This is a genomic window from Streptomyces sp. NPDC046335 (assembly GCF_055587985.1).
In genome coordinates this window covers 48,766-65,809 of sequence record NZ_JBVJFF010000023.1, presented here as the reverse complement: position 1 = coordinate 65,809, position 17,044 = coordinate 48,766, and the positions used below count along the sequence as shown (strand labels likewise).

Annotated in this window: 5 protein-coding genes and 1 pseudogene; 3 read left to right on the top strand and 3 right to left on the bottom strand. The window is 72.7% G+C overall.

Annotated elements, in window-relative coordinates; all coding sequences use genetic code 11:
• The 3 genes and pseudogenes from ACZ6JY_RS38455 to ACZ6JY_RS38445 form a co-directional block, all read right to left on the bottom strand.
• Positions 1-372 (bottom strand): annotated as a pseudogene (locus ACZ6JY_RS38455) (hypothetical protein); the annotation flags it as partial.
• A gap of 181 nt (positions 373-553) precedes the next feature.
• Complete coding sequence (locus tag ACZ6JY_RS38450; RefSeq protein ID WP_469203872.1) at positions 554-982, bottom strand: nucleoside deaminase; 429 nt, start codon at positions 980-982, stop codon at positions 554-556.
• Positions 909-1,841, bottom strand: a complete 933-nt coding sequence (locus tag ACZ6JY_RS38445) for an LLM class flavin-dependent oxidoreductase (protein ID WP_469203870.1) — start codon at positions 1,839-1,841, stop codon at positions 909-911. Before ACZ6JY_RS38445 ends, ACZ6JY_RS38450 begins: the two co-directional genes overlap by 74 nt.
• 94 nt (positions 1,842-1,935) lie before the next feature.
• Between ACZ6JY_RS38445 and ACZ6JY_RS38440 the strand changes: the two genes are divergently transcribed.
• From ACZ6JY_RS38440 to ACZ6JY_RS38430, 3 genes are all read left to right on the top strand, one after another.
• Positions 1,936-2,406 carry an Lrp/AsnC family transcriptional regulator gene (locus ACZ6JY_RS38440; protein WP_469203868.1) on the top strand — a complete coding sequence of 157 codons (471 nt, stop codon included), beginning with the start codon at positions 1,936-1,938 and terminating at the stop codon, positions 2,404-2,406.
• Positions 2,407-2,428: 22 nt separating this feature from the next.
• On the top strand, positions 2,429-3,370 hold the full coding sequence (locus tag ACZ6JY_RS38435) for a hypothetical protein (RefSeq protein WP_469203866.1): 942 nt from the start codon (positions 2,429-2,431) through the stop codon (positions 3,368-3,370).
• Positions 3,371-4,748: 1,378 nt separating this feature from the next.
• Positions 4,749-17,000: a type I polyketide synthase gene (locus ACZ6JY_RS38430; RefSeq protein WP_469203864.1), complete on the top strand. Its 12,252-nt coding sequence runs from the start codon at positions 4,749-4,751 to the stop codon at positions 16,998-17,000.
• Positions 17,001-17,044: the final 44 nt, after the last annotated feature.

The following is a 17,044-nucleotide window of genomic DNA, read 5'->3' as shown; positions in this document are numbered from 1 at the left end:
CCACCTTTTTTCGTCCCGACGGGAGGCTTTTTTTTTTTTTTTCCCCGGGGTTTTTTTCCTTCTTCCCCCCCTCTTTTCGTTCTTCCTCGTTTCCCCCCCTTTTTTTTTTCCCCCCCCCCGCCGGGACGGTCCTACTGGGGCCGCGTTCTCGACCAGCGGACCGACGAGGGACTCGAAGATCTCGTCGACCGGCTCGCCGGCCCGCATCGCCCGGCCGAGGTCGGCGCGGGCCTGCTCGTCGGCGGCGGAACGGGGCCGGTCACCGCACCCGGCGGCGTCGATGGAGGCCACCGCGTAGCCGCACGCCGCGGAGTGCCGGGCCCGGGCCACCAGCCGGGGCCCCGCCTTGGGCAGGCCGTTGTTGTGGGCCATGGTGAATTGGCGCTCCCGGGCGACCTACGACTGTCGCCCGGCCGTGCCCCCGGAGGAGAGCACCCATGTCGATACTGCGTTCACGGGTACCACCTCCTCGTTCTCTCGCACGGCCTCCGGACAGGTGGCAGCGGCCGCCCCGGTCCACCAACGGGGTTTCCCGCGGAGGCTCCGTCAGTGCTCAGCGGTAGTAGCCCTCGACCACGGCTCGCACCTCGTCGAGCAGCGCGGGGCCGTGCTGCGGTACGGGCGGCCGGCCGCTGCCCGGCCTGATGTCAAGGAGTTGGTCGTTGGACAGGGCGTACACCACCCGTCGTAGCCCGGCCCACTGGATGACCGCCTCGCACATCCCGCACGGCTGGCAGCTGGTGTACATCGTGGTGTCCGCCGCCGTGGCCGCGTCCAGCTCCCGCGCGGCCCACCTCGCGAGCTTCAGTTCCGGGTGTGCCGTGATGTCCTTGTCGGTGAGGGTCGTATTGTGCTCCTCCGCCAACACCGTGCCGTCCGGGCCCGCCAGCAGCGACCCGAACGGCGGGTCACCGCCCGCGCGTGCCTTCGCCGCGAGCGCGATGGCCCGCCTCAGGAGGGTGTGGTCGCCGGGTGTGGTCATGACTGCTCCGTCGTCGTGCGGGTGAGGAGAACTGCGCGGCCACTGTGGCGAGTGCCTGCCGGCCCGCCTGCGGGTGGCACGTCTCGCGGGGGTCGCCGTCGTAGTGGTCGAGTACGACGGTCTCGGCGCCCAGCAGCCGCAGTTGGTCGAGGTCGTCCATGATCTGGTCGATCGTGCCCTCCCCGGCGAGCCGTCGCGGTCCGCTGACCGGCGCCGCGGTGGGTTTGAGGGCGATCCGGGGCGCCAGGGCGGGCACCGGGAGGTGTTGCTCGTCCGCGTATGCCCTCAGTCTGACCGCGGCTTCGCGCAGCCACGGCATGGTGCAGCGCAGCGGATGCCATGCGTCCCCGAGCCGCACGGCGCGGTGCAGCCCCGCGTCACTGTTGCCGCCGACCCACACCGGGATCTTCCGCTCTCCGTAGTCGGCGGTGTCCGCCAAGGCCGCCCGCATGTCCCGCAGATGGTCGTCGGTCAGGCGTCCACGGCGTTCGAAGGGGATGCCGAGCGCGGCGAACTCCTGCCGCGCCCAGCCCACCCCCACGCCGAGGACCAGCCTGCCTCCGCTCAGCTCGTTCAGATTGGCCGCCATCCTGGCGGTGAGCAGCGGATGCCGGTAGGGGGCGATGAGGACCGTCGTGCCGAGCCGGATCCGGGTGGTGAGGCCCGCCAGCCAGGACAAGGTGGTGAAGGGCTCGTAGAAGGGCGCCGGATACTGCTGGGCTACGTCGGGCGTGATGGCGATGTGGTCCGAGACCATCAGCAAGTCGAAGCCCAGGCCCTCCACGGTCTGGGCCCAGTCACGTAGGACTCCCGGGTCGGTGCCGGGGCCGAAATTGAGGACGTTGACTCCGAGCTTCATGCAGATCAGCCTAGCCAGATCAGACGGGCCGCCAGAAGGGATTCCTACCTGTTCAGGCGCGGTTCGCCCGTGGATACGCCGGTAATCTGAAGGGATGACCGAGAATCTTGACTCGACGGACTGGGCGATCCTGGGTGAGCTTCAGCGGGACGGCCGGATCGCGTTCACGGAGCTGGCGCGACGGGTGAACCTGAGCGCGTCGGCGACGACGGAGCGGGTGCGGCGCCTGGAGTCGGCCGGGGTGATCACGGGCTACCGAGCGCAGATTCACCTCGAGCGGACCGGATACGCGGTGTCGGCGGTGGTGCGGCTGAAGTACCCCGGGAACCGGCACGAGCCGCTGCGCAAGCTGCTCCGGGAGCGCCCGGAGATCCTGGAGTGCCTGCGCACCACCGGGGACGACTGCTATGTCCTGAAGGTGGCGGCCACGTCGATGGCCCATCTGGAGGAGATCGTCGACGTGTTGGCCGAGTTCGGGAGCACGACAACCAACCTCGTCCTCAGCCGGACGCTGCCGGCCCGCGGCCCGCAAGAGCCCCGGGCGAATGCTCAGACCGCGCTGTGAACGACCGTGAAGGGACGTGGACGTGCGCGCACGTGGCATCAACTACGACACAGGGTTCCTCCCGGGGGAAGGACTCTCCCGCAGGAGCTTCGCCCCCGAGACGGTGCGGCACGACATGGCGGTGATCTCCGAGGCCCTCCACTGTGACGCGGTGCGCATCTCCGGGCGAGAGCCCGAACGGTTGAGCCTCGCTGCCCGGCACGCCGCGGACGCCGGCCTCGAGGTCTGGTTCGCCCCCTTCCCCGTGGACCTTCCGCGAGACCAGTTGCTGCCGTTCTTCGCCGACTGCGCCGCTCGGGCCGAAGCCGTACGGAAGGCCGGCGCGGACGTGGTGTTCGTCGCCGGCTGCGAGCTCAGCGCGTTCTGCGGCGGTTTCCTCCCGGGCGACACCTACGGCGACCGTTTGCGGGCCATGGCTGCCGCGGACATGGAGTGGTGGTCCTCCCTCGGGCCGATGCAGGAACGCCTCAACGGCTTCCTCTCCCGGATCGCCGCGACCGTCCGTACACACTTCGGCGGGCAGGTCACCTACGCCTCGGCTCCCTGGGAGTTCGTCGACTGGGGTGCGTTCGACGTCGTCGGCATCGATGCCTACCGGGCCTCCTACAACGCCGGCAGCTTCCGGGAGGAGCTGCGTGGGCATCTGGCCCACGGCAAGCCCGTCGCGGTGACCGAGTACGGGACCTGCGCGTACCAGGGCGCGGGAGAACGTGGCGGCATGGCCTGGCAGGTGCCCGATGGCGCGGTCCCCGACGAGGACGAACAGGCCCGCTACTTCAGCGAGTTGCTGGACGTCTTCGAGGAGGAAGGCGTGGACACCGCGCTCTGGTTCACCTTCGCCGGTTACAGCAGGCCCGGAGAGCACGACCTCGGCTCCTACGGCGTCGTCCGGATGCTGGACGACAGGCGCTGGGAACCGAAGAAGGTGTTCCACGCCATGGCGACCAGGTACCAGCGCGGGTGAAGTACGACGGCCACCCCGCGCTACCCCGGTGAACCTTCCCGGTCACGGCGCTAAAGGGCACCCGATGCGGGGCCGATCGGTCCCGAGGGGGTTGGCCGGAAGCGCGGTGCAGGCAGGGGGGAGTACAGGTCATGAACGGGAAGTGCGGGGCATGTGAGGTGAACCACAGCTTCCGGCTGTGGGCCCGAACCGGGCACAAGGCGGAGCGCGGACGCGGCCAAACGGGCACGACCGTCCGAGCGGTGTGCGCGCCCCTCACGTGGAGCGTGGCGTGTCAGTTACTCCCGAGTCAGATGTCACGGACGCGAATTGCGGGGACTGATGCCAGGTGGCAGAGGGGCCTGGCATTCGCGGCGGCATATACGTGGGGGCGTTCACCGCGACGGGCAACGCGCCCCCGGCGTCAGTGGAGATGTGTCTTTCGGCTCGCTCCGGTCACGGGATGTGAGCCTGGTGCGGGCAATACCCGCTCGGATAGTGTTGGACCAGACGCGAGGTCATGAGTAGCGCGTTCATCCGACCATGTGTCACCCGTGCGCAGACCGATTCAGCCTTTTGGAGTGCCGCTTCCCCGGTCCTTCGTATACAGCTCGGTGAGTGCGCGGGGGTTATGTAGAGGGGGGATAAGCGGCGGCTGTCCGCTACGCGGGGCCCGGTATGTATGGGCGTACCGCCTCGGCTGCCGTTTGAAGAACAGATCGGGCTGTTCCCGCGCCCGAACGCAAGTCGCCGTTCCCTTGAACGGACTATGTCGTTCTCCAGCAACCGGCTGATGCGTCATGAACTCCGGCCGTTGCGAAACGCGGTCCGCGCCGGCCTCTCTCGCCGCCGTCGCCCGCCACTCGGCCAACGGAGTCTCGAGTGGTGTGACAGAAGCCGCCCAGGTCACCCTGTTGCGTCGCTCCCTCGCAGGCCTTGTGCGCCGACGAGCCGGGTTCGGTCCTCTGTTAATTCGGTGTTTCGTTTCGGTGGTCATGCATAAGGGCTGGATTGTTGACGGATCCCATATGGACCCGGGCTGTGCGCCCCTGATGCGCGATGGGGCAAAAGGCGCTGCACGATGAGGCAAGAGCTGCTGGGGGGCAGGCGAGAGGTGGGCCCGCCTACCTCCTGTTCACGCCAATACGAAGGTTAATACCGGAAGTCCGTACGGTGAATGCTGTGAGTCGACGGGCCTCTGATCCGCGTTAACGCGCTCCTTACGAACGTTTTCCGCCTGCCATGGATCAAAAATAGACCGTAGTTGACAATTTCTGGATAGCTGGTTTTGACTTGCGATCGTTCTCGCGGCGATGTGGCCGAGAAAGCATCGAGCCGATTCAGGCCAACCATGCGTGTATCCAGTTCCAGTGGATGACTGACGAAGGCAGAGGCTGCCATGCGCTTATCAGAAGGGGTGCACACCGGCACTGTCGCCGTCATCGGGGCCGCGTCCGCGGCACCGGTGCGAGCGGAGCGCGACCACGGTGCACTGGCCGAACTGACCGGTGTGCCGCTGCCCGCGGGCCGGGCGTACGAACTGGAGTCGGCTTGGACGGCCTGCGAGGACGCGGGTATCGGCGCGGACGACGACGGCCGGACCAGCGTCGGGGTCTATCTGGCCGCCGAGAGCCAGGGCGAGAGCCAGGGCCAGGGCCAGAGTCAGGGCGAGAGCCGTAGCGGGACCGGCGCAGACGCGGCCCCCGCCGTCGAGTTGGCACACGTACTCGGATTGCGCGGCCCCTGCCGGGTCGGAGACAACCACCTCGTCGATGCCGTCGCCGCCGTACTCTCCGGTGAATGCGACCTGGCGCTGGTCGGGGCTGACGGTGCCTTCGCCGTCCTCACGCGCCGGGACAGCGCACGGGCCGACACCTTCGCCTACCGGCTCGACACCGGCCACGCATGGCCCGACGGCGTTCCCGCCCTGGTCGAGGCCGCACTGGACGCGGGCCGACCCGGACCCGGCCGCGCCACGCCGGACGGACTCGCCGCGCCGGACGGACCAGCCGAGCCGGACGGCCCCGCCGTCCCCATCACCCTGTCCGCGCACAGCCAGGACGCGCTGCGGGCACGCGCCGCCGACCTGCGCGCGCTGCTCGACGCCGAGCCGGCCCTCCCCCTCGTCGACCTCGCCTTCTCCCTCGCCACGACCCGCCCCGCCCTCCCTCATCGCGCCGTGTTGCTCGGCGCGGACCGCACGCGCCTCGCCGAGGAACTGCTCGCCGTCAGCGAGGGGCGCATACCGGTGCCGGGGCTCGCGGCGGGGGCCGCCGCGGACGACGTCGCCTTCGTGTTCCCCGGCCATGGACCGCAGTGGCTGGGCATGGCCGACGAACTCCTCGACACGTCGCCGGTGTTCGCCGAGCAACTGCACACCTGCGCCGAAGCCCTCACGCCGTTCGTGGAGTGGCCCGTACTCGACGTGCTGCGCGGCAGGACGGACACGTACTCCCTCGACCGGCCGGACGTGGGGCAGCCCGCGCTCTGGGCGATGATGGTGTCCCTGTCCGCGCTGTGGCGCTCCTGGGGTGTGTCGCCCGGCGCCGTGATCGGCTCCAGCGCCGGCGAGATCCCGGCGGCGACCGTCGCGGGCGCGCTGTCCGTCGAGGACGGTGCGCGGGCCGTGGCCCTGTTCAGCCACGCGCAGGTGCATCTGCTCGAACAGGGCGTGATGCTGTCCGTACTGGCGTCGGCCGACGAGGTACGGGAGCGGCTCACCCGGTACGAGGGGCTCGACCTGGCGGCCGTACACGCCCCCACCTCGGTCCTGGTCTCCGGAACCGAGCACGAGGCCACCGAGTTCCTCGCCGAACTGGCCGCCGACGGCGTCAGGGCCAGGAGCATCGCGATCCGCCTCGCGGCCCACGGCCGCCAGGTCGACTCCGTACTCGACATGGTGCGCGAAGGCCTCGCCCCGATCACCCCCCGCCCGACGGAGGTGCCGATCTACACGGCCACCACCGGCACGAGAGTCGACCCGCTCACGCTCACCGCGGACCACTGGTGCCGCAACATGCGCAACACCGCCGACTTCCAGAGCGCCACGCGCGCCGCCCTGGCGGCCGGCCACCGGCTGCTGCTCGAACCGAGCCCCCACCCCGTGCTGACCAGGGCCGTGCAGGAGACCGCCGAGGAAGCGGCCGTGGAGGCCGCCGTCGTCGGCACACTGCGCCGAGAGCAGGGCGGCGCCGACGAGGTGACCGCCGCGCTCACCGAACTGCACGCCAACGGCGTACTCCCCGACTGGCACGCGGTGTTCGCGGGCCGGGACGCACGCGCGGTGCCGCTGCCCGCCTACCCGCTGCACACGGCACCCGGGACCGCCCCCGCCCCGTCCCTCACCGACCGGCTCGCGGACGCCCCCGACCGCACCGGGTTCCTCCTCGACCTGGTCCGCACACAGGTGGCCGCGGTCGTCGGTGAGGCCGGGCACGCCGGGCCCACCGCCGACGTGGACGCGCCGCTGCTCGAACTGGGCGTCGACTCGGCGGGCGCGGTGCGACTGCGCAACCTGCTGTGCGCGGCCACCGGCCTGAAACTTCCCGTGTCGGCGGTCTTCGACAACCCGACGTGCCGCGGCCTCGCCCAGTACATCGACCGCGTCCTGCTCGGCACCCCGGCCGAGGACGACGAACCGGTGACCTGGACGGCCGTCGGCGACGACGAGCCGATCGCCATCGTGGCCATGAGCTGCCGCCTGCCCGGCGGCGTGCGCAGCCCCGAGGACCTGTGGGAACTCCTGTCCACGGGCGGCGACGGCATCACCGCCTTCCCCACCGACCGTGGCTGGGACCTCGAAGGACGCTACGACGAGGACGCCGAGCGCGCCGGCGGCTACTACCAGCGCGAAGCCGGATTCCTGCACGACGCCGACCAGTTCGACCCCGAGTTCTTCGGGATATCGCCGCGCGAGGCCCTGGCCATGGACCCGCAGCAGCGGCTGCTCCTGGAGATCGGCTGGGAGGCGATGGAACGCGCGGGCATCGACCCCGCGGGCCTGCGCGGCAGCCAGGCGGGCGTGTTCGTGGGCGCGATGACGATGGACTACGGGCCGCGGCTGCACGAGGCGCCCGCGGACCTGGAGGGCTATCTGCTCACCGGCAACACCGCGAGCGTCGCCTCCGGCAGGCTCTCCTACTCGTTCGGCTTCGCCGGACCCGCCGTCACCCTCGACACGGCGTGCTCCTCGTCACTGACCGCCCTGCACCTGGCCGTGCAGTCGCTGCGGCGCGGCGAGTGCCCCCTCGCCCTGGCGGGCGGCGTCACCGTTATGCCGTCGCAGGGCCTGTTCGTGGAGTTCAGCAGGCAGCGCGCGCTGGCCCCCGACGGACGCTGCAAGGCGTTCTCGGCGAGCGCCGACGGCTTCGGCCTCGCCGAGGGAGCCACCATGGTGCTCCTTGAGCGGCTCTCCGACGCCCGCCGCAACGGCCACCCCGTACTCGCGCTGGTCAAGGGCACCGCCATCAACCAGGACGGCGCGTCCAACGGCCTCACCGCCCCCAGCGGCCCCGCACAGCGCCGGGTGATCCGGCAGGCGCTCGCCGACGCGGGCGTCCCTGCCGCCGAGGTCGACGCCGTCGAGGCACACGGCACCGGCACCCGCCTGGGCGACCCGATCGAGGCGGACGCCCTCCTCGCCACCTACGGCCGCGAACACCCCGCCGACCGGCCACTGCTGCTCGGCTCGGTGAAGTCCAACATCGGCCACACCCAGGCGGCATCCGGCATCGCCGGCCTCATCAAGATGGTGCTCGCGCTGCGGCACGGCGTACTGCCCCAGAGCCTGCACATCACCGAGCCCACCCCGCACGTGGACTGGACGTCGGGCGCGGTCTCACTGGTCACCGAGACCATGCAGTGGCCGGAGACCGGGCACCCCCGGCGGGCCGGTGTGTCCTCGTTCGGCATCAGCGGCACCAACGCCCACGCCGTACTGGAGCAGGCACCCGAAGAGACCCCGGCCGCCGAAGTGCCGACGTCCGCCCCGGCACCGACGTCCGGGCCGGTCCCGCTGGTGTTCTCCGCGCGTACGGAAGACGCTCTGCGCGCCCACGCGGCTCAACTCGCCGCCGCAGCGGAGAATATGTCACCCGCCGATGTCGCGGATGCCTTGCTGTCGCGGTCGGTGTTCGATCACCGGGCCGTGGTGGTGGCGGGTGGCGCGGACGCGCTGTCGGCGGTGGCCGCGGGTGCGGAGTCGGCTCGTGTGGCGGTGGGTGTGGCGAGGGCCGCGGGCAAGGTGGCCTTCGTCTTCCCGGGTCAGGGTTCGCAGTGGCTGGGGATGGGGGCGGAGCTGGCGGAGTCCTCGCCGGTCTTCCGGGCCTCCCTGGATGCTTGCGCTGAGGCTTTGGCCCCGCATGTGGACTGGTCGCTGCATGAAGCGCTGGGGGATGCCCGCCAGTTGGAGCGGGTGGATGTGGTGCAGCCCGTCCTGTTCGCGGTGATGGTGTCGCTGGCGGCGCTGTGGCGTTCCTACGGTGTGGAGCCGGACGCGGTGGTGGGTCACAGCCAGGGCGAGATAGCCGCCGCGCATGTGGCGGGAGCACTGTCTCTGGATGACGCCGCCCAAGTGGTGGCCTTGCGCAGCAAGGCGATTCTGGCGTTGTCGGGTCAGGGTGGCATGGTGTCGCTGGCGGTGACGGTCGGTCAGGCGCGTGAGCGGCTGGCGCGGTGGGACGGCCGTATCTCGGTCGCTGCCGTCAACGGACCCAGTTCGGTGGTGGTGGCGGGTGACGCCGACGCGCTGGACGAGCTGATGGAGTCCTGCGCGGCCGACGACGTACGTGCCCGTCGGGTGCCGGTGGACTACGCGTCGCACTCGCCGCATGTGGAGCGCATTCAGGACGTGTTGGCCGGGGTGCTGGCCGGGATTGAGCCGAAGTCGGCGAGTGTGCCGATGTTGTCGACGGTCACGGGGGAGTGGCTGACCGGGACGGAGGTCGGTGCCGAGTACTGGTATCAGAACCTGCGCAACACCGTACGGTTCGAGGATGCGACGCGGGGTCTGCTCGATCACGGCGTCGGCGTGTTCGTGGAGTGCAGCCCCCACCCCGTACTCACCATCGGCGTGCGCGAGACGGTGGAGGCCGCGGAGCGCGATGCCATCGTTGTCGGAACCCTGCGCCGGACCGACGGAGACCTGGACAGGTTCCTGCTCTCCGCCGCCGAGGCGTACGTGGAGGGCCTGCCGTTCGACTGGCGAGGTGTGGTGCCCGCCGGGCGGCCCGTGGACCTGCCCACCTACCCCTTCCAGCGCAGGCGGTTCTGGCTCGACGAGAAGACCCGCCCGTCGGCGGCCGTCGATCCCGCCTTCGAGGAGTTCTGGTCCGCGGTGGAGCGGGGCGACCTCGCCACCACGCTTGACGTGCCCGCCGACGCGCCGCTCACCGACGTCCTGCCCAGCCTGGCCGACTGGCGGCGCCGCAGCCAGGAGCGGTCCGCGGTCGACTCCTGGCGGCACCGGATCTCCTGGCGTCCCCTCGGGGCCAACCCCGCACCGGCCCTGAACGGCACCTGGCTCGTGGTCGGTTCGACGTCCCAGGCGGAGCACCCCTGGCGAGCGGCGGCCGCCGATGCGCTGCGCGCCCACGGCGCCGACGTCCTGGAGGTCGACGGCTCGGCCGATTCGCTGCGCGCAGTCGACGCCGTCCCCAGCGGCGTACTGTCCCTGCTGGCCCTCGACGAACGCCCCGACTCCGCCGCGCCGAGCGTTCCCCACGGCCTGTCCGGCACGCTGGCGCTGGTACGGGCGCTCGGCGAGGCCGGGATCGGCGCACCGCTGTGGCTGGCGACGACGGGCGCGGTGTCCGTCGGACGGTCCGATCCGCTGACGCACCCGACGCAGAGCCAGACCTGGGGTCTCGGCCTGGCCGTCGGTCTTGAGCACCCCGAACGCTGGGGCGGCCTCGTCGACCTGCCCGTGGCCCCCGACGCGAGGACCGCCGCGCGCCTCGCCGCCGTCCTCGCCGGGCAGACGGACGAGGACCAACTCGCGATCCGCGCCTCCGGCGTGTCCGTGCGACGGCTGACCCCCGCCCCCGCACCGGCCGAGGCGCCCGCCTGGCGCGCCGGCGGCACCGTACTGATCACCGGTGGCACCGGCGCCATCGGCGGCCACGTCGCCCGCTGGCTGGCCGCCAACGGCGCCGAGCACATCGTGCTGACCAGCCGCCGCGGCATGGACGCGCCCGGCGCGAGCGAATTGCGGGACGAGCTGAGCGGACTCGGCGTCCGCGCCACCGTCGCCGCCTGTGACGCCGCCGACCGCGCCGCCCTGGCCGAGCTGTTCGCCCGGTTCGACGCCGAGGGCACCCCGATCCGCTCCGTCTTCCACGCCGCGGGCACCGTCCCGTCCCTGCCGCTGGCCGAGACCGGCACCGCCGACCTCGCGTACGCGCTTGCGGCCAAGGCCGTCGGCGCCGCCCACCTGGACGAGCTGTGCGAGGGGCGCGAACTGGACGCGTTCGTGCTGTTCTCCTCCGGGTCCGCGGTGTGGGGCAGCGGCGAACTGGGCGCGTACGGCGCGGCCAACGCCTTCCTCGACGGCCTCGCGCAGCGCCGCCGCGCCGAAGGGCTGCCCGCCACCTCGGTCTCCTGGGGCATGTGGGCCGGCGGCGGAATGGTGACCGGCGACCTCGACGACCAGCTGCGCCGCCGGGGCCTGCGCCCCATGCGGCCGGAACTGGCGGTCGGCGCGCTCGCCACCGCCCTGGCGACGGGCGAGACGACCCTGACGGTCGCGGACATCGACTGGCCCCGCTTCGCCCCCGGCTTCACGGCGGCCCGCTCCCGGCCGCTGATCAGCGAGATCCCCGCCGTCGTCGCGCTCGCCGCCCAGGACACCCAGGAGCAGCCTGCCGCCGGCGGGGCACTGGCCGACCGCCTCACCGGGCTCAACGACGCCGACCAGCACCGGCTCCTGCTCGACCTGGTCCGCGGCCACGCGGCTGCGGTGCTCGGCCACGAGGGACCCGACACGGTCACCCACGACCGGGCCTTCCGCGAGCTGGGCTTCGACTCCCTCACCGCCATCGAGCTGCGCAAGCGCCTCAACACCGCCACCGGTGTACGGCTGCCCGCGACCGTCGTCTTCGACCACCCGACGCCGGAGGCGCTGGCCCACCACCTGCACACCGTGGTGCTCGGCGAGCGGCGCACCGCCGCGCCCGCCGAGAGCGCGCCCCGCGCCGCCGACGAGCCGATCGCCGTGGTCGCCATGAGCTGCCGCTACCCCGGCGGCGTACGCGGCCCCGAGGACCTGTGGTCGCTTGTCCTCGACGGGCACGACGCCATCGGTCCCTTCCCCGACGACCGGGGCTGGGACACCGACCGGCTCTACCCGGCCGACGCCGCGGCCCAGGGCCGCAGCCACACCCTGGAGGGCGCCTTCCTCGACGACGCGGGCGGCTTCGACGCGGGCTTCTTCGGCATCGCCCCGCGCGAGGCCCTGGCGATGGACCCCCAGCAGCGGCAGGTACTCGAACTGGCCTGGGAGGCCTTCGAACGGGCCGGCATCGACCCGACCTCCGTACGCGACAGCCTCACCGGCGTGTACGTCGGCGCCTCCCCGCAGAGCTACGCGGGCACCCTGGAGCAGGCGACACCCGAGATGGACGGCTACCGGCTGACCGGCGACGCGCTGAGCGTCGTCTCCGGCCGGATCGCCTACTCCCTCGGGCTGCGCGGCCCCGCCGTCACCGTGGACACCGCGTGCTCGTCCTCGCTGGTCGCCCTGCACCTCGCCGTGCAGGCGCTGCGGTCGGGCGAGTGCTCGATGGCCCTGGCGGGCGGCACGGCGATCATGGTGACGCCGACGCCCTTCGCCGAGTTCAGCCTCCAGGGCGGCCTGGCCCCCGACGGCCGGTGCAAGCCCTTCGCCGACGCCGCCGACGGCGTCGGCTGGGGCGAGGGCGCCGGCCTGGTCCTCCTGGAACGGCTCTCCGACGCACACGCCAACGGCCATGAGGTGCTCGCCGTCGTCCGGGGCTCGGCCACCAACCAGGACGGCGCGTCGAACGGCCTCTCCGCGCCGAGCGGGCCCGCGCAGCAGCGGGTCATCCGCGCGGCACTCGCGAACGCCGGCCTGACCCCCGCGGACGTGGACGCCGTCGAGGGCCACGGCACCGGCACCCGGCTCGGCGACCCCATCGAGGCACAGGCGCTCCTCGCCACCTACGGCCAGGACCGCCCCGCCGACCGGCCGCTGCTCCTCGGCGCGCTGAAGTCCAACATCGGCCACACCCAGGCAGCCTCCGGTATCGCGGGCGTCATCAAGATGGTGCAGGCGATGCGGCACGGCGTACTGCCCCGCACCCTGCACCTCGACCGCCCGTCCGAGCACGTGGACTGGACGGCCGGCGCCGTGGAACTGCTTCCCGAGCAGCGGCCGTGGCCCGAGGCCGGCCGGCCCCGGCGCGCCGCCGTCTCCGCGTTCGGCGTCAGCGGCACCAACGGCCACGTCATCCTCGAACAGGCCGAACCCGCCCCCGCTGCCCCCACCCCGGCCGACGGCCCAAGCGGCCGCCCCCTCGCGTGGGCGCTGTCCGCCCGCGACACCACCGCGCTGCGCGAACAGGCCGCCCGCCTGGCCGCCACCGTGGACGCCAGGCCCGAACTGCCGCCGCAGGACATCGCCGCGACCCTCGCCACCGGCCGGGCCGCGCTCGACCACCGCGCCGTCGTCCTCGGCACCGGCACACCCGAACTGCGCGCCGGTCTCGACGCGCTGGCCCAGGGCGCCGACGCCCCGGACGTGGTGCGCGGCACCCCCGACGGCGGCAGGCTCGCCGTGCTCTTCTCCGGCCAGGGCTCCCAGCGCGTCGGCATGGGCCGGGACCTGTACGGGACACACCCCGCGTTCGCCGACGCGCTCGACGAGGTGTTCGCCCACCTCGACCCGCACCTGGACGTGCCGCTGCGCGCCGTCGTCTTCGGCGACGACCAGGCCGCCCTCGACCGCACCGAGTACGCCCAGCCGGCCCTGTTCGCCGTCGAGGTCGCGCTGTACCGGCTGTGGGAGTCCTGGGGCCTTCGGCCCGACGCGCTCGCAGGCCACTCCATCGGTGAACTGGCCGCCGCGCACGTGGCGGGCGTCTTCTCCCTGGCCGACGCCTGCACGATCGTCGCCGCACGCGGCGCGCTCATGCAGGCCCTGCCCGAAGGCGGCGTCATGGTCGCCGTGCAGGCCACCGAGGACGAGATCACGCCGGAGTGCTCCGAGGACGTCGGTATCGCCGCCATCAACGGACCCGACTCACTGGTCCTGTCCGGCAGCGAACTCGAAGTGCTCGCCCTCGTCGACCGTCTCAAGGCGCAGGGCCGCAAGGTGAGCCGACTGCGGGTCAGCCACGCCTTCCACTCGCCGCTGATGGAGCCGATGCTCGCGGAGTTCCGCCGCGTCGTGGCGGGCGCGACCGCCCATCCGCCGACCCTGCCGATCGTCTCCACCCTGACCGGCGCACCGGTCGACGCCGGGGAACTCGCGTCGCCGGACCACTGGGTCCAGCACGTGCGCCGTCCCGTACGGTTCGCCGACGGCGTCACGAGCCTGGTCGCCCAGGGCGTGACGACGATGGTGGAGGTCGGACCCGGCGGCGTGCTCACCGCGATGGGCCAGGACACCGCCCCCCACGCCGTGTTCGTGCCGACGCTGCGCTCCGACCGGCCCGAGGCGGACACGACGCTCCTCGCCGCCGCGCGGCTCCACGTCCGGGGCGCACGCCTCGACCTGGCGGCCGTGCCCGGCCACCGCGGCACACGCGTCGACCTGCCCACCTACGCCTTCCAGCACGAGCGATACTGGCTGACCGCCGCCGTGGCGCCCGCCGGTGACGGTGCGACGGCGGCCCTCGGTCTCAGCACGGGCGACCACCCGCTGCTGCGGGCCGCGGTCGCACTGCCCGACTCCGACGGCACCGTCCTTACCGGCAGGCTCTCCACCCGCACCCAGCCCTGGCTCGCCGACCACGGCGTCGGCGGCCGGGTGCTCTTCCCCGGCACGGGCTTCCTCGACCTCGCCCTGCACGCCGCGGGCCACTGCGGGCTCGACACCGTCGAGGAGCTGACCCTGCACGCCCCGCTGGTCCTGCCCGAGCGCGGCGGCCGTGCCCTGCGGGTGACCGTCGGCGCCGACAGCGACGACCGGCGAAGCATCCGGGTGCACTCGCGGGCCGACGACGCCGACCGCGACGCACCGTGGACCGAGCACGCGACCGGCACACTCACGACGGGCGACGCTCCGGCGACCGAGCTGTCCGTGTGGCCCCCGCAGGGCGCCACACCGATGGACGCCGACGACGTCTACGACCGTCTCACCGAACTCGGATACGGCTACGGCCCGGTCTTCCGTGCCCTGCGCGCCGCCTGGCGCCTCGGCTCCGACGTGTACGTCGAGGTGTCCTTGCCCGAGGGGACCGGCGGCGAGGGCTTCAGCGTGCACCCGGCCCTGCTCGACGCCGCCCTGCACGCACCGGTGCTGCGCGCCCTGGAGGACATCGGCGGCGGCCCCCGGCTGCCGTTCAGCTTCTCGGGAGTGCGGCTGCACGCCGTCGGCGCCTCGCCGCTGCGGGTGCGCTGGTCGCCCACCGGGCAGGACCAGATGTCGCTGGCCGTCGCGGACCCGGCCGGCAGGCCCGTCGCGAGCGTCGAGTCACTGGTCATGCGGCCGGTCGAGCTGCACAAGGCCGCATCGCGGACCGCTGACGCCCTGTTCGCGCTGGAGTGGGCGGATGCCGACGCGTCGGCGGGGGAGAGGGCGGTCGAGCTCGCCGTGCTCGGTGCCGACCACGTCAGCGCGGGCGACCTCGGCGGCCCGGCCGCACTCACCGCAGGCGACCTCGGCCTCGACGCGCCGACCGTGTCCGGCTTCGGCGCCCTCGACGGCGTGACCGACCTGCTCGCCCTCTGCCCCCGGCCGTCCGGTACATCCGGTACATCCGGTACGAGGCAGACGTACGACAAGGCGGCGACCCGCACGGCGGTGTCCTGGGCACTGGCGCTGGCCAAGGACTGGCTCGCCGACGAGCGCACGACCGGCACCCGCCTCGTGTTCGTGACCCGTGGCGCCGTCGACACCACGTCACCCGACCCGGCGCAGGCCGCCGTATGGGGACTCGTACGGTCGGCGCAGACCGAGAACCCGGACCGCTTCGCGCTGATCGACCTCGACGAAACCACCGAATCCGCCCACGCCGTACCGGCCGCGCTGGCCACCGGCGAGCCCCAGACAGCGGTGCGCGCCGGCCTGGTGACCGTGCCACGGCTCGCCCGCGCCACCGCCGCCGACCTGCACACCCCGCCCGGCGACGGCCCCGTGCCCGCCCCGCTCGACCCCGACCGCCCGGTCCTGGTCACCGGCGGCCTCGGCACACTCGGCACGCTGGTGGCCCGGCACCTGGTCGCCGACCGGGGCATGCGCAACCTCGTCCTCGCCGGGCGCAAGGGCCTGGCGACCGAAGGCGCACGGGAACTGCGCGAGGAACTGACAGCACTCGGCGCCGAGGTGACCGTGGCGGAGTGCGACGTGGCCGACCGCGACGCGGTGGCCGCACTCCTCGCCTCCCTCGACCAGCCGCTCGGCGCGGTCGTGCACGCCGCTGGCGTCGTCGACGACGGCGTCCTCGAATCACTGACACCCGAACGGATCGACCGCGTCTTCGGCCCGAAGGTCGACGGCCTGCTGCACCTGGACGAACTCACCCGGGACACCGACCTCTCCGCGTTCGTCGTGTTCTCCTCGGCGGCAGGAATCCTCGGCAGCGCGGGCCAGGCGAGCTACGCCGCCGCGAACATGGCGCTCGACGCACTGGTGCACCGCCGACACGCACTCGGCCTGCCCGGCATCTCGCTGGCGTGGGGCATGTGGGCGGCGGCGAGCGGCATGACCGCGCAACTCGACGCCGACGACCGGGCCAGGCTCGGCCGCTCCGGCATCCTCGAACTGCCCACCGCCGACGCCCTGGCGCTGTTCGACGCCGCGACACGGGACGACCGTGCCGCGCTCGTGCCGCTCCTCCTCGACACCGCGACACTGCGCGGCCAGGCGGCGGACGGCACACTGCCCCCGCTGCTGCGGGGCCTCGTCCGCGCCCCCGCCCGCCGCGCCACGGCAGCGGCCCCCGCCACGAGCGAGACGTTCACCGAGACCGTCGCGGGCCAGTCCGCCGAGGACCGCGAACAGACGGTCCTCGACCTGGTCGGCGCACAGGTCGCGGCAGTACTCGGCCACACGGCCGGCACCCGAGTCGACCCCGGCAGGCCCCTGCAGGACCTCGGCTTCGACTCGCTGACCTCGGTGGAACTGCGCAACCGGCTCACCACGGCCACCGGCATCCGGCTGCCCTCCACGCTCGTGTTCGACCACCCGTCGGCCGCCGCGATCACCCGGCACGTGCTCACGCTGCTCCCGCGCACCGAACCCGAGCCCGAGACCGCCGTACTCGACCAGCTCGACCGCCTCGAAAGCGCGCTGCACGCCCTCGCCGACGACGGCACCGCCACCAAGGTGGACCTGCGGCTGCGGGCCCTCCTCGCCCGGTGGAGCGACGCACGGGCCGACGACACCGACGAGGACGTCGAGTCCGACGACCTCACCTCGGCCACCGACGACGAACTCTTCGGCTACCTCGACAACGAACTCGAAACCTCGTGACCGGTACGGACCGCGACGACCTCGCCCGCACCGCCGTAAGGAGC

Excerpts from the sequence above, each read along its gene's own strand:
- ACZ6JY_RS38450 (WP_469203872.1), bottom strand. The coding sequence starts at position 982 with ATGACCACACCCGGCGACCACACCCTCCTGAGGCGGGCCATCGCGCTC.
- ACZ6JY_RS38445 (WP_469203870.1), bottom strand. The coding sequence starts at position 1,841 with ATGAAGCTCGGAGTCAACGTCCTCAATTTCGGCCCCGGCACCGACCCG.
- ACZ6JY_RS38440 (WP_469203868.1), top strand. The coding sequence starts at position 1,936 with ATGACCGAGAATCTTGACTCGACGGACTGGGCGATCCTGGGTGAGCTT.
- ACZ6JY_RS38430 (WP_469203864.1), top strand. The coding sequence starts at position 4,749 with ATGCGCTTATCAGAAGGGGTGCACACCGGCACTGTCGCCGTCATCGGG.